This is a genomic window from Flavobacterium sp. WC2416 (assembly GCF_041200095.1).
Classification (GTDB): Bacteria; Bacteroidota; Bacteroidia; order Flavobacteriales; family Flavobacteriaceae; genus Flavobacterium.
This window is the reverse complement of record NZ_CP165626.1, coordinates 1,171,177-1,186,096: the sequence shown is the minus strand read 5'-3', so window position 1 is coordinate 1,186,096 and position 14,920 is coordinate 1,171,177. Positions and strand designations below refer to the sequence as shown.

The following is a 14,920-nucleotide window of genomic DNA, read 5'->3' as shown; positions in this document are numbered from 1 at the left end:
TTTAAAAACATTAAAAAAAAGCTTCCCTTAACAGTGGAAGCTTTTTTTATTAGATCAAATCTTAAAAAATGAGAAAGCTAGAAAATAGTGAGTTGGAACGAAAATCAATTGAAGCTTTTAAAAAATCTGACAAAACTCCATTGATTTTAGTTTTGGATGACGTTCGCAGTTTACACAATATAGGTTCTGTATTTAGAACAGCTGACGCTTTTTTAATAGAAAAAATATATTTGTGTGGCATAACTGCTACACCTCCAAATAAAGAAATCCACAAAACAGCGTTAGGCGCAACTGATACAGTGACTTGGGAACATAATGATAATGTATTAGATGTAATTCAAAATTTAAAGAATCAAAAAGTGACAACTCTTGCCATTGAGCAAGTAGAAAGCGCCATTTTTCTTCAAGATTTCAAAGTGGAAAAAGGCGAAAAATATGCTTTAGTTTTCGGGAACGAGGTACATGGTGTCTCACAAGAAGCTGTTGCAATTTGTGATGGTTGCATTGAAATCCCTCAATTAGGAACAAAGCATTCCTTAAATATTTCTGTTAGTGCTGGAATTGTTGTTTGGGATTTATTTCAAAAAATGAATTGGCCTGCTAATTAAGAAAATAAATAATTGGTGCATTATCCTATAGTTTAATTGATTTATTATTATTTTGTCACTTATTTATGAAAAAACTATTCTTCCTTCTTGTTTTGCTTGCAAATATTACTGCACAAGCCCAATACACATCAATTCCTGATGCGAATTTTGAGCAAGCTTTAATAAATTTAGGCATTGATAATGGAACAATTGACGGAAGAGTTCTTACAACAAATATTAGTGGAGTTACTAGCATAAATCTTCAATTTGCAAACATATTTGATCTGACTGGAATAGAGGATTTTACTAGTTTGACATATTTAGCAACCAGTATAGGAAATCAATTTAACAATTTAGATATTTCAAAAAATATTAATTTACAAGTTTTGATTTGCGATCAAAACAATTTAAAAACTCTTGATGTTTCAAAGAATATTAATTTAACATTTTTAAGTTGCGAACAGAATCAATTAACAAATTTGGACGTTTCTAAAAATACAAAACTTGCGCGGTTATATTGCAAGAACAACAAACTCATTACACTGAACTTAAAGAACGGAAATGATTTAGCCCTAGACTCAACTCTAAACCCCGATTTATCTTGTATCTTAGTTGATAATGTAGCATATTACAATGCCAGTTACACTGTTTTTAAAGATTTAACTTCTCGTTTTTCAGCAACTTGTCAAACAAATATTGCTCCTATAATTACAGCGAGCGGAAATCAAATTTATTGCCCGAAAACCTCATTAAAAATTGTCACCGATGTTACAATCACAGATCCTGACGATTTCAGCACAGATGCTATTTATATCCAAATATCATCTGGATATGTCAACGGACAAGACCAATTGTCATTAGCAAATCCTTTGTCACATCCAACAATTAGTGCCATTTGGAATTTAAATGAAGGCAAACTAAAATTATCAAGCCCTATTAGCGGAACACCCGTAACATATGCAGATTTTATTGCAGCCATTAAAGATGTTGAATTCTCAAATTCCACAACCTCCCCTTCTGGAACTAGAGATTTCTCAATTAGTATTGGTCAAGCCAATTATCTCCCTAGAAATGGTCATTATTACGAATTTGTTCCTTTTTTAGGAATAAGTTGGACTAATGCAAAACTAGCTGCTGAAGGAAGTAATTACTATGGTTTACAAGGCTATCTAGCAACTATCACGTCAGCAGATGAAGCAAAAATATCTGGAGAACAAGCAGCAGGTGCTGGTTGGATTGGTGGAAGCGATGCAGAAACAGAAGGTGTTTGGAAATGGGTAACAGGCCCTGCCGTAGATCGTGTTGTATTTTGGAATGGCGCATCTAACGGCTCCACTCCTAACTTTGCATTTTGGAACACAAACGAACCCAATAACACCAACAACAATGAACATTACGCACACATTACAGCTCCCGGAGTAGGAATTAAAGGCTCCTGGAATGACCTAAGAGAATCCGGAGACCCAAGTGGGAACTACCAACCTAAGGGCTATATTGTGGAATATGGAGGCATGCCAGGAGACCCAATTCTTCAAATTTCTGCAAGTGCTAGTATAACAATTTCTAAAATAACAGGAACAATCCCTGCAACGAATTGTGGCCCTGGTACTTTGACGCTTCATGCAACAGCTTCAGTTGGAACTATCGATTGGTACGATTCTCCAACTTCAACCACTACATTACAAACAGGTAATAATTTTGACACCCCTTTATTAAATGCAACTACCACCTATTATGTGGATGCAGGATGCATTTCAACTAGAACTCCTGTTATTGCAACTATCAAAACAATACCAACAATTACATCAACGACTCCATCAATAGTTTGTGAATCTGGACCTGCAACTTTAGGAGCAGTAGCTTCGGCAGGAACAATCAATTGGTATGCCACATCCACTGGCGGAACTTCCTTGCGCACTGGGAGCTCATTTACAACTCCAAATATTAACGCAACAACAACTTATTATGTCGATGCGATTTCAGACGGATGCATAAGTCCTACAAGAACTGCTGTTACTGCAACAGTCAACGCTGCTCCTACAGTAATTGTTACAACCGCAGCATCACGATGTGACTCCGGAACTGTAATACTAGAAGCATTTGCATCGGTAGGCAATATTAATTGGTACAAAGAGTCGATTGGTGGTTCTATATTATTTACAGGAAATTCATTTTTGACTCCTAATATAGATACTACAACTACCTATTACGCTGAAGCGTTTTCTGATGGATGTCCAAGCTCCCGAATCCCAGTTACAGCAATTGTATATCCTATTTCTACTATGAACCAAGACGTTGTCTTGTGTCGAGGTGAAACGAAAATACTAGACGCATCCATTCCAAATATGACTTATTTATGGTCGCCAGGAGGAGAAACCACACAGACAATTGAAATTTCAACTATTGGTGACTACAGCGTATCCATAAGTTCCCCAACTGTTATTTCTTGTGAATCGAAAAAGAACATTAGCGTAATAGAGCATCCAGAACCTATTATTAGTTCGATTGAGGTTAATGAAAATTCAGTTACCATAGAGCTTGCAAATCCAGAAAGCTATTTCGAATATTCAATTAATGGCTTAGATTTTCAAGTTTCAAATCAATTTTATTTTATTTCCAGTGGTCAACATACCGCTTTTGTTAGAGAAAACAATGATTGCAACTTAGTGGCACAAGATTTTACCATTTTTACAATTCAAAAATATTTCACACCAAATAATGACGGTTTTAATGATGTATGGAAAATAAAAGAAATGAGCGATTATCCCAATTCAAGTGCTCAGATTTTTGATCGATATGGAAAATTAATAATAGATTTAACCTCAGTTAAATATAGCTGGGATGGCAGTTACAACACCAATCTTTTACCTGCAGATGACTATTGGTATGTATTAAAACTAGACGACACACAACCCGAAATTAGAGGTCATTTTTCGTTAAAAAGATAAATTATTATTTTTTAAACACCTTTAAACAAACACAATAGAGCTACTCATTTACTTTTACAAAAAAATAGAATACTTTTATAAAATGAAAAGCAGTCTTTTTTTTAAGTGTAGTATTCTATTGTTGTTTTTGACTTCAAAAATGACGTATGCTAATCATGCATTTTATGATTTAAAAAAAGACACACTTTCATCTAAAGAAGGAAAATTAAATTATACCATTTCAAAAAAAAAATTACCTCAAATTATAAATGTGGGATTACCCATTTTAAAAGCAACTGGAAATCAAATATACTGTCCGCAGACCAGCTTAAATATTGTAACGGACTTTACTATAAATGATTCCGAAAAGACAAGCACAGAAGCTATTTATATCCAAATTTCAATTGGCTACAACGATACACAAGATTTATTATCACTTACGGGATCACATCCTTCTATTATAGCAAACTGGGATATAAATACTGGAAGACTTACCCTTACAAGTTCAAATCCAGGTTCACTTGTCTCCTATACTGAATTCATTAATGCGGTAAAAGATGTTGTATATACAAATTCCTCCTTGAAGCCAACTGGAAACCGATCCTTTTCGATAAGTGTCGATAAAGTTAGTTTTTTACCCTCAAACAACCATTTTTATGAATTTGTTCCAGGTTCTGGTCCTGCACCTAAATTTGGATTGGATTGGGGAGTTGCAAATGACTTAGCAAATGCCAAAAAATACTATGGATTACAAGGCTATTTAGCAACTATTTTATCTGCCGAAGAAAATCAATTAGCAGCAACACAACAATCAGGAACAGGATGGATAGGAGGGTCTGACATAGTTGAAGAAGGCATTTGGAGATGGATGAGTGGTCCCGAAAAAGGCATACAATTTTTTTACAATCTTGAAAGCACAATGACACCTGGAGTTTACAGATCAAACCCTCGCGGCATCGGATCAACACTCAATTATGTGAATTGGAATAGAAGTAGTCGCAATTGGTATGCTGGGATTCCTTATTACGAACCAGACAATCTATACAATATCGATAACGAAGACGAAGATTATGCAATTATTGTTGAAAATGATGGTCTTGGCACCAAGGGATCATGGAATGATATAAATTACTATGGAGAATCATACAAAGGATCCCAACAAGCCAATGGATATATTGTTGAATACGGAGGGATGCCAGGTGACCCAGAGATTTACATCGCTACAAGTACTTCTCTTATTATACCCCAAATCACTGAAACCTCAACTGATTCAAGATGTGGCACTGGTACGTTAACATTGGGGGCAACCTCCAATTTAGGGACTATTAATTGGTATGAAACCGAAAATGGCGGAACAGCAATTGCTACAGGAACTAGTTTCACCACACCCGAAATTACAAAAACCACAACCTATTATGTGGAAACAAAATATCCCTTATGTACAAAATCAGCAACTAGAACCCCTATTATCGCTACTATATTAAACATTCCAGTTATAACTACTCCGAATTCCAAATTCTCTTTATGTGGTGAAGGTGACATCACCCTCACTGCATCAGTAAGTGAAGGTACTATTTATTGGTACAGTGAACCAACAGGAAGTTCGTTGATTGGGATTGGAAATAGTTTGACTCGGTTTTTAAGTACAAATACCACATTTTATATTGAAGCCGTAAATAAAAACTGTACCACTGGAGCAAGGCTGCCAGTAGAAGTAGTTGTTTATGACTTGCCAAAATTTCAAGATCAAAACATAGTAAAATGCAAAGATGAAAAAATAACAATTGCTGGCTCTCTATACGGAGTTAAATATTTATGGTCGACAAATGAAACTACACCTACTATTGAGATAAATACACCTGGCACTTATACTGTAGCTGTTACAAGACCAGCACCAGAAAGCTGTATTCTGACCGAAACAATTACCGTTATAGAACATCCTGCACCAAAAATAAAAGAGGTGCTTATTGAGGAAAACACTATTTCGATTCAACTTGAAACTCCTGCTGACTATTTTGAATTTTCGATTGACGGAATTAATTTTCAGAGATCCAATGTTTTTCCTAAATACACTAGCGGATTGCAAACAGCAACAGTTAGAGATACAAAAAATTGCAGTTTTGATAGTCAAACATTCATTACTATTATTATGCCTAAATTTTTCACACCTAATAATGACACTTTTAATGATTTTTGGGAAGTTAAAGGTTTAGAAAATTACCCCGAAGCCACCGTAACCTTATTTGATCGCTACGGAAAACTAATTACCATTTTAAATCCGTCAAACACAACATGGGACGGCACTTTTAATGGAGCTGATTTGCCTGCATCCGATTATTGGTATGTATTAAAACTAGATTCTGAAAGCCCCGAAATCAGAGGTCATTTTTCGTTAAAAAGATAAATTACGAAGCAATTTTCTTTCTAATTTCGTCTAAAATATAAAGGTAATCTTCTTGATTTTTTACAAAATCTTTATCCGAAACATCAATAATTAAAACATTTAAGTCTGTTTGTGATTTAATATAATCCAGATAACCACTGTTTATTTTGTCCAAATAATCAGCGGGGATTTTTTGCTCGTAACTTCTTCCTCTTTTCTTTATGTTTTGCAAAAGACGTTCTGAATTTTGATACAAATAAATATAAAGATCCGGCTTGGGCATTTCTCTATAAATAATATCAAATAAATTACGATACAAGCGATACTCATCTTCGGCAAGAGTAATTTTTGCAAAAATTAAAGATTTAAAAATATGATAATCAGCCACAAGAAAGTCTTTAAAAAGATCAAATTGTGCTAAATCATCTGACAATTGTTGGTATCTATCCGCTAGAAATGACATTTCAAGTGGAAAGGCATATCTATTTTGGTCTTTATAAAATTTGGGTAAAAATGGATTATCAGCAAAACGTTCTAAAACAGTTTTGGCATTAAAATCTTCAGCTATTTTTGTTGCCAAAGTCGTTTTACCCGCTCCAATGTTACCTTCGAAAGCTACATAATTAAATTGTTCGAAAGAAATATTTTGCAATGGACTTTCTAAATTATGAACCACAACGCAATTACTGTCATCCGGACAATCTTGTAATAATACTGAAATCGATTTTTTCAAAATAGGATGTTCCCAATTCAAATCTAAATCCTGAATGGGCAACAATACAAATTTTCTATTTTGCATTAAAGGATGCGGAATTTGAAGCTTTTCAGAATCAATAATAATATCATCAAAAGCTATCAAATCAACATCAATAATTCGAGATTGATATCCTTTTTCATCAGTACGAATCCGACCTAGTTTTTTTTCGATTTTTAATGCTAGATTAAGCACTTTATTGGCCGAATTAAAAGTATGTAATACCAATGCACAATTATAAAAAGCATCACTTTCAAAACCCCATGATGGTGTTTCATATACTTTAGAAACTTTAATAATGGTACCTATTTCTTGGTGAATTAATTCCAGACACTGTTTAATGTTTTCAAGGCGATTGCCTTGATTACTACCTAGAGATAAAACGACCTGATGTTGTGATTTCATATTAAGCACAAATTAACTAAAACAATTTTAGAATAGAACTATATTTGCACAAAGTGTTAGTAACTAAATTTAGAGGTTATACATATCTTATCTGTAACATTTAGATGCTTTTTGCGACATATTAAAAAAATAAGATTATGAAGTTTTTAGGAAATGTATTAGCAACTATTGTTGGTTTGTTTGTCTTTTTTATGTTGTTTTTCTTCGGGATAGTGCTTGTTGCAGCTGTTTTTGGAGGAGAATCGGAAGCGGTAGCAATAAAAAGCAACTCGGTAATTGAATTAAACTTAGAAGATATAAAATATGATTATGCCGGAAAATATGAAGATCCTTGGATCAACATTTTTTCAGACAAAAAAAGCGTTGGTTTATCTGATGTTATTAATGCGATTGAAGTCGCTAAAAATGATAGCGACATAAAAGGGATTTCTATTTTAAATAACGAATCTTCACTGGGAATGGCTCAGAGTAAAGAATTAAGAGATGAGTTAGAAAGCTTTAAAAAATCAGGGAAATTTGTTATGGCTTATGCCAATTCCTATACGCAAAAAGAATATTACTTAAACTCCGTTGCTAATACGATTTACTTAAATCCAGTAGGCGACATGGATTTCAAAGGATTATCGGCAGAACTGATGTTTTTCAAAGATTTTCAAGAAAAAACAGGGGTAAAAATGGAAGTAATACGCCATGGAAAATACAAAAGTGCAGTAGAACCTTTCCTTGAAAACAAAATGAGTGATGCCAATAGAGAGCAAACCACTGCTTTATTAAATTCAATTTGGGGTTCTGTAGTTTCTGAAATTGCTTCCAGCCGAAAAGTCTCCGTAGAAAAATTAAATGAAATTGCTAATGGTCTTCTTGCTAGAACTCCAGAAATGGCTAAAGCGCAAAAATTAATAGATGTGATTGCTTACGAAGATGTGTATCATGATGCGATTAGAAAAGCATTAAAAGTGGACAAAGATGAAGATTACAACAAAGTGAACGTTTTTGACTACGCTAAAAAAATAAAAACAACTTCCATTGTTACTGATACACAAAATAAAATTGCCATCATATATGCTCAAGGCGAAATTCAAAGTGGAGAAGGTGATGTGAATACTATTGGTGAAGGATCTATGCGTCGTTCTCTACAAGAAGCCCGAAAAAATAAAGATGTAAAAGCAATAGTACTTCGTATTGATAGTCCAGGTGGAAATGCATTAACTTCTGACTTAATTTGGAGAGAAGTCGAATTGACTAAAAAAGTAAAACCAGTGGTTGTTTCTATGGGAAATTATGCTGCTTCAGGTGGGTATTATATTGCATGTAATGCGAACACTATTTTTGCCGAAAACAACACTATTACAGGATCTATAGGTGTTTTTGGAATATTACCTAATTTCAGTCAACTGACGAAAAAAATAGGTATTAATGTGGAACAAGTACGAACTCATGAAAATGCGTCCCGTTATAGTCCATTTGTCCCATTAGACGAAAAATTTAAAGCGGTTACTCTTGAAGGTGTAGAACATATCTACAATACATTTGTTACTCATGTAGCCGAAGGACGTAAAATGACTTTCGAACAAGTAGACGCTATTGCGCAAGGAAGAGTTTGGGCTGGATCAGAAGCCTTAAAAATTGGACTTGTAGATAAAATTGGTAGTTTGAATGATGCTATCAAAGAAGCAGCGAAGTTAAGTAAAACACAAAAATATGGTACTCAAAACTATCCTGAGTACAAGAAAGATTTTAATGATCTATTATCTAGTCTACCGTTTGCACAATCAAAAGTAAACTTCATAAAAGAGGAAATAGGCGAAGAAAATTATATGCTAATGGAACAAGTAAAAAGATTTCAAGAACAAAAAGGAGTGCAAGCCATGATGCCATTTGAAATTAATATAAAATAATAATAATAATAATAATAATAATATACATTTATCTTAATCCGTCTCGTTTAGTTACCAGACGGATTTTTTTTATATTTATAGGACTTAAAACCAAACTACTGCTAACAAAAAAGATATAACTTATTATGAAAATATTATAAATTATCTTAGCCCTAATACGCTATTTTTGTAAATAAATTACGGCAACATTTTTGTACTACAAATAAAAATAAACAGCAAACCTTATGTTAAAGAAAATATTAAAAATCGTTGGAATCATAATGCTTTTAATAGTGGCATCTCTTTTTGCTATTCCTTATTTCTTTAAGGATCAAATAAAGGCTAAAATTACTGATGCTATAAATGAAAAAGTAGATGCCAAAGTTTCCTTTGCGGATGCTGATTTGAGTTTGTTTAAAAACTTCCCGAATGCAAATGTTACATTAAATAAGCTGGTTATTATCAACAAAGCTCCGTTTGAAGGAGATACTTTAATCTCATTGGGAGAATTGAATTTAAAAATGTCAATCAAAGAACTTTTTAAAGGCAAGAATGAAGCGATGGAAATCCAAGGAATAACTTCCAAAAATGGTTTGATAAACATTCTATTTAATAAAGATGGAATAGGCAACTACGATATTGCTATAAAAGACAATTCTAAAACTGATTCGAAAAGTAGTCCCTTAGCTTTAAATATTCAAAATTATAAAATTGAAAATTTCAAGTTCAAATACTTTGATGAATCGTCCAAAATTAAAATGGTCATCGACAGCATTAACCATGAAGGAACAGGTGATTTTGCAGCTCAAAAATTAGACTTAGTAACAAAGTCTACAGCCAAGGTATCTCTTGATATGGATAAAGTCAATTACATGAATAAAGTTCCTTTGACATTGGACGCTGTTCTAGGAATTGATCTAGATAAAAGTAAATATACTTTTAAGGAAAATAAAGCTTTAATCAATCAATTACCATTGGAATTTGACGGGTTTATACAGCTTGTGGATGCTGGGCAAGAATATGATTTAAAATTTAAAACCCCAACTTCCTCTTTCAAAAATTTCTTAGGAATCATTCCAGCTGCTTACGCATCGAGTTTAGACAATGTAAAAACAACAGGGGATTTTACAGTGGCTGGTTTTGCCAAAGGATTATATTCAGATACAACTGTACCTAAATTTAATATTGATATTGCGTCAAATAATGCTTCCTTTAAATATCCTAACTTACCAAAATCAGTACAAAATATTGTAATTGATACTAAAATTATCAATGAAACGGGGACTTTGAATGATACTTATATCAATTTAGATAAGCTATCTTTCAAAATAGATCAAGATGTTTTTAATGCTAAAGCAAACATCAAAAACATAACACAAAATGCAATTGTGGATGCCGTACTAAAAGGGACAATCAATTTGTCCAATTTATCGAAAGCCTATCCAATTAAATTAGATAAACCCTTATCAGGAATTCTAAAAGCGGATGTGACGACAAAATTTGACATGCAATCTGTTGAAAAAAGCGAATATCAAAACATCAATAATGCTGGTAAAATGAGTTTGTCTGGTTTTAAATATGTAGATGAAAACGGCAAATCAATGAACATCAGTAATGCATTAGTGCAATTCAATCCTAGTCAAGTAAATTTAAAACAATTTAATGCAACAACTGGAAAAAGTGATTTAGCTATAACGGGAGTTTTAGAAAATTTCTATGGTTTTATATTTAAAAACCAAGAATTGAAAGGGAATTTTAATTTGAATTCAAATCAATTGGCCGTAAGTGATTTTATGACACCCGAAACAAATTCAGGAGCTGAAGCTAAAAAAGCAGAAGCGATGAAAATCCCAGCTTTCTTGAACTGTTCGCTTACTGCAAAAGCAAATACCGTTTTATATGATAATTTAACATTGAAAGAGGTGTCTGGAAAATTGATCGTAAAAGACGAAAAAATGACCATGGAAAATGTTAAAACGTCAATTTTTGGTGGAACAATTGGGTTGAATGGTGCCGTTTCCACAAAAGGAAAAACACCAACTTTTGAAATGAACTTAGGTTTAAATCAAGTGGATATTGCACAATCTTTTACCCAACTGGACATGTTAAAAAAGATTGCTCCAATAGCCGGTATCATTAATGGAAAATTAAACTCCACCATTAAATTAAACGGAAATCTTACAGATTCTATGAGCCCAGATTTAAAAACATTGACTGGAGATTTATTAGGACAATTGTTATCAACTACGTTAAATTCAACCAACTCTACTTTGCTAACAGCATTGGGATCTAATTTGAAATTCATTGATGTTAGTAAAATTAATTTGAATGATTTAAAAGCAGCCATTACTTTTGAAAATGGAAAAGTGAATGTAAAACCATTTGACATCAAATACAAAGACATCAAAGCGACAATAGGCGGAACGCATGGATTTGATCAAAGCATGAATTACAATTTAAAATTTGATGTTCCTGCTAAATACTTAGGAACTGAAGCCAATGCACTTATAGCTAGATTATCTCCTGCAGATGCTGCAAAAATGGAAAGCATCCCTATTAATGCTGTTTTAACTGGGAATTTCACTTCTCCAAAAATTACAACTGACATTAAAACAGCGGTTACTAATTTGACAAATCAATTAGTTCAACAACAAAAAGAGCGACTAGTAAAACAAGGAACTTCTGCTTTGACTGATTTAATCAATAAAAATAAAAAACCTGGTGATACTACAAAAACAGTTATCCCAGTTACCAAAGAAGAAATTAAAACAAAAGCTACTGAACAAGTAAAAACGAAAGCTACCGATTTACTGAATGGTTTTTTTAATAAAAAGAAAAAAGTGGTCGATACAACCAAAGTAAATTAATTAAAAACCTTATTTGAACAGTAATGAAAAAGGGGAATCTCAATGCTGAGATTCCCCTTTTTCATTTCATTATACGATTTAATTTTAAACTAAAATCTTTACCACATATCCTTCAGAACTACGGATATTAAAAACAGTTCCATCTTCAAATAAAAGATACTGCCCTTTAATCCCTGTTAATTTCCCCTGAAAACTAGGCGTTTTGTCCAAACTTAAACTTTTCACTTTTGTGGGATATTCCAACACTGGATAATGCATTTCATACAAGTCATTTTTATTCAAAAAGAAATACTCATGAACCTCTTTTGGAATCAAATTTTCTAATTTTAAACGTTCAGCAATTAAGTCTACATGTTCCACATTATTTGTAAGCATTTTACGCCAGTTGGTTTTATCAGCATAATAATTTTTCAGCGCTACCTCTGTAATTCCAGCTAAATAGCGATTAGGTACCTCAACAATTGAAATAGCTTCATTTGCTCCTTGGTCGATCCATCTTGTAGGTACTTGTGTTTTTCTTGTCACTCCCACTTTCACTTCACTAGACAAAGCCAAATAGACTATGTGGGGTTGCAACTGTACTTTCTCTTCATAGGCCAAATCCCTATCTTCAATTCCTAAATGTGCTGTACTTAATTCGGGTTTCATAATCCAATCCCCAACCGAAGCACTGGAATAAAAACAATCATAACAACATCCTTGTCTAAATATTTTTTTCTTCTTTCCACAATTCAAACATTGATACCCTACAAAGTCAATTTCAATTTTTTTATCTAGTAATTGATTGACATTTAAAAAACCGTCCTCGAAAACTAAATAATATTGAATTGGATTTCCAAATTCAGTTTGCATTTTAGTAAGTACACCTTCGTATTGCATTAAGTTTAAAGTTTAAAGTTTGATGTTTGGCAAATTTTGTTATTTTTGGTAAAGTTATCATTCATAATGCTAATTTCATAACGCCAATTTTAAAAAATGCCATTAACTATAATCAATTCGTTTGCATCTTGGGTTTTAAAACAACGAATCCATCAGATAGAACTTTTCCTGAAATACCCAAATGAGGTTCAGGAGGAATTGCTTATGAATTTAATCCATTCTTCAAAGAACACCGTTCTAGGTAAAGATTATGATTTTGCATCAATAAACTCGTACGCTACTTTTAGCGAAAGAGTTCCGGTCACTTGTTACGAAGACATCAACCCCTTAATTGAACGAACCCGAAATGGAGAACAAAATTTATTTTGGGAAACGCCCATTAAATGGTTTGCAAAATCAAGCGGAACAACCAATGCAAAAAGCAAGTTCATTCCAGTAAGTAATGAGGCATTAGAAGATTGTCATTACAAAGGAAGTAAGGATTTATTATGCCTGTATTTAAACAACAATGAGAATTCAGAATTATTTTTAGGCAAAAGCCTTCGCCTTGGCGGCAGCTCTCAGATCTATGAAAACAACAGTAGTTTTTTTGGAGATTTATCTGCTATTTTGATTGAAAATATGCCTATTTGGGCAGAATTTAGTAGTACGCCTAGCAGCAAAATTTCGCTTATGAGTGAATGGGAAACTAAAATCGCAGCAATTATAAATGAAACTAAGAAAGAAAATGTAACCAGTTTTGCTGGTGTTCCATCCTGGATGTTGGTCTTAATGAATAAAATGCTAGAGGAAACAGGCAAAGGAAATCTATTTGAAATCTGGCCTAATCTTGAAGTGTATTTTCATGGAGGTGTTAATTTTGATCCATACCGCGAACAATATCAAAAAATTCTACCTAAAAAAGATTTTAAATATTACGAAATATACAATGCTTCCGAAGGCTTTTTTGCCATTCAAGATTTGAACAATTCAAGTGATTTGTTACTGATGTTGGATTATGGGATTTTCTATGAATTTATTCCAATGGACACCTTTGGGACTCCCAATCAAAAAACCATTCGATTGGCAGATGTTGAATTGTTTAAAAATTACGCCATTGTTATTACTACTAATTCTGGCTTGTGGCGTTACTTAATAGGTGACACCGTACGTTTTACATCTTTAAATCCGTACCGAATTCGAGTGACTGGCCGAACCAAACATCATATTAATGTTTTTGGTGAAGAATTGATGGTCGAGAATACGGATCAGGCCATTGCTAAAGCCTGTTGCATTACCCATTCTGAAATAGTTGATTATACTGTTGCTCCCATATTCATGGTTGATAAAGAAAAAGGAGCTCACGAATGGATGATAGAATTTAAGAGAAAACCTACTGATATGGTTCTTTTTCAGAAAGTATTGGATGAAACTTTACAGTCTTTAAATTCAGATTACGAAGCTAAAAGACACAATAACATGACGTTAAACCCGTTAGTAATTAATGTAGCTCGCGAAAATTTATTTTACGATTGGTTGAAAGACAGGCATAAATTGGGAGGGCAACATAAAATTCCTCGCTTGTCCAATCAGCGTGATTATTTAGAAGATTTAAAACAAATGCAGATTAAAGTGATCTACTAAAAATGAAAAAAGTCTTACTTTTATTAGTTAGTATTACCCTACTTGCCTCCTGCGGACCACACCGCATGCGATGTGGAGCCAGAGGAATATGCAAAGCTCCTCATCATCTAAAATCTATGGAAATTAAGAAGCATACCCTTGTTTTTAATGAGAATTAATTTTCATTTTCATCAAAATTCACCATCCAGTGAATTCCAAATTTATCCACAAACATTCCGAAATAAGCCCCCCAAAACGTTTTATTCATTGGCATAAAAGGATTCCCTCCCGCAGACAGTCCGTCAAACAATTTATCCGCTTCTTCTTTACTTTCAGCATTGATAGAAAGAGAAACATTTCCTCCAAAAACAACGGAGCCACTGGCTGAATTACTATCACTACCCATTAATACAGATCCTTTACCAATGGGCAAGGTAACATGCATTATTTTATTGGCATCTTCTTCAGAAAGCGCTGGTGTACTAGTATCGGAGGCTGGCATGTCTTTAAACTTTCCCAAATAAGGAAATTCACCCCCAAATACCGATTGATAAAATAAAAATGCCTCTTCGCAATTGCCATTGAAAATTAAATAAGGATTGATTGTTGCCATGATTCTATTTTTTTAAATTATTAAAT

Annotated in this window: 9 protein-coding genes; 6 read left to right on the top strand and 3 right to left on the bottom strand. The window is 33.3% G+C overall.

Going from position 1 to position 14,920, the window contains the following annotated elements; translation table 11 throughout:
- Positions 1-68: 68 nt before the first annotated feature.
- The 3 genes from AB3G39_RS04885 (at position 69) to AB3G39_RS04875 (ending at position 5,918) form a co-directional block, all read left to right on the top strand.
- Positions 69-608 (top strand): RNA methyltransferase, encoded by a 540-nt coding sequence (locus AB3G39_RS04885; protein WP_367772042.1) that lies wholly within the window; start codon positions 69-71, stop codon positions 606-608.
- Positions 609-673: 65 nt separating this feature from the next.
- Positions 674-3,535: a T9SS type B sorting domain-containing protein gene (locus AB3G39_RS04880; protein ID WP_369766150.1), complete on the top strand. Its 2,862-nt coding sequence runs from the start codon at positions 674-676 to the stop codon at positions 3,533-3,535.
- Between the two features lie 82 nt (positions 3,536-3,617).
- A complete protein-coding gene (locus AB3G39_RS04875; protein WP_369766149.1) occupies positions 3,618-5,918 on the top strand; it encodes a T9SS type B sorting domain-containing protein in 2,301 nt (766 codons plus the stop codon).
- A gap of 1 nt (position 5,919) precedes the next feature.
- On the opposite strand, the gene folK is transcribed toward AB3G39_RS04875, so the two are convergent.
- Entirely contained in the window at positions 5,920-7,056 is a 1,137-nt protein-coding gene (folK, locus tag AB3G39_RS04870; protein WP_369766148.1) for a 2-amino-4-hydroxy-6-hydroxymethyldihydropteridine diphosphokinase, read from the bottom strand.
- Between the two features lie 137 nt (positions 7,057-7,193).
- On the opposite strand from folK, the gene sppA reads away from it, so the two are divergent.
- Complete coding sequence (sppA, locus tag AB3G39_RS04865; RefSeq protein WP_369752557.1) at positions 7,194-8,954, top strand: signal peptide peptidase SppA; 1,761 nt, start codon at positions 7,194-7,196, stop codon at positions 8,952-8,954.
- Positions 8,955-9,178: 224 nt separating this feature from the next.
- Positions 9,179-11,800 carry an AsmA-like C-terminal region-containing protein gene (locus AB3G39_RS04860; RefSeq protein WP_369766147.1) on the top strand — a complete coding sequence of 874 codons (2,622 nt, stop codon included), beginning with the start codon at positions 9,179-9,181 and terminating at the stop codon, positions 11,798-11,800.
- Positions 11,801-11,884: 84 nt separating this feature from the next.
- Here AB3G39_RS04860 and AB3G39_RS04855 read toward each other — a convergent pair whose 3' ends face one another.
- On the bottom strand, positions 11,885-12,679 hold the full coding sequence (locus AB3G39_RS04855) for a DUF2797 domain-containing protein (RefSeq protein WP_367772054.1): 795 nt from the start codon (positions 12,677-12,679) through the stop codon (positions 11,885-11,887).
- Positions 12,680-12,775: 96 nt separating this feature from the next.
- Between AB3G39_RS04855 and AB3G39_RS04850 the strand changes: the two genes are divergently transcribed.
- The gene (locus AB3G39_RS04850) at positions 12,776-14,302 is read left to right on the top strand and encodes a GH3 auxin-responsive promoter family protein (protein WP_367772056.1); all 1,527 of its coding nucleotides are present in this window, start codon (positions 12,776-12,778) and stop codon (positions 14,300-14,302) included.
- Between the two features lie 154 nt (positions 14,303-14,456).
- On the opposite strand, the gene AB3G39_RS04845 is transcribed toward AB3G39_RS04850, so the two are convergent.
- Positions 14,457-14,894 carry a VOC family protein gene (locus AB3G39_RS04845; protein ID WP_369766146.1) on the bottom strand — a complete coding sequence of 146 codons (438 nt, stop codon included), beginning with the start codon at positions 14,892-14,894 and terminating at the stop codon, positions 14,457-14,459.
- Positions 14,895-14,920: the final 26 nt, after the last annotated feature.

Bases quoted from the DNA above. Each gene is read 5' to 3' on its own strand.
- AB3G39_RS04885 (WP_367772042.1), top strand. From the start codon at position 69: ATGAGAAAGCTAGAAAATAGTGAGTTGGAACGAAAATCAATTGAAGCT.
- AB3G39_RS04880 (WP_369766150.1), top strand. From the start codon at position 674: ATGAAAAAACTATTCTTCCTTCTTGTTTTGCTTGCAAATATTACTGCA.
- AB3G39_RS04875 (WP_369766149.1), top strand. From the start codon at position 3,618: ATGAAAAGCAGTCTTTTTTTTAAGTGTAGTATTCTATTGTTGTTTTTG.
- folK (WP_369766148.1), bottom strand. From the start codon at position 7,056: ATGAAATCACAACATCAGGTCGTTTTATCTCTAGGTAGTAATCAAGGC.
- sppA (WP_369752557.1), top strand. From the start codon at position 7,194: ATGAAGTTTTTAGGAAATGTATTAGCAACTATTGTTGGTTTGTTTGTC.
- AB3G39_RS04860 (WP_369766147.1), top strand. From the start codon at position 9,179: ATGTTAAAGAAAATATTAAAAATCGTTGGAATCATAATGCTTTTAATA.
- AB3G39_RS04855 (WP_367772054.1), bottom strand. From the start codon at position 12,679: ATGCAATACGAAGGTGTACTTACTAAAATGCAAACTGAATTTGGAAAT.
- AB3G39_RS04850 (WP_367772056.1), top strand. From the start codon at position 12,776: ATGCCATTAACTATAATCAATTCGTTTGCATCTTGGGTTTTAAAACAA.
- AB3G39_RS04845 (WP_369766146.1), bottom strand. From the start codon at position 14,894: ATGGCAACAATCAATCCTTATTTAATTTTCAATGGCAATTGCGAAGAG.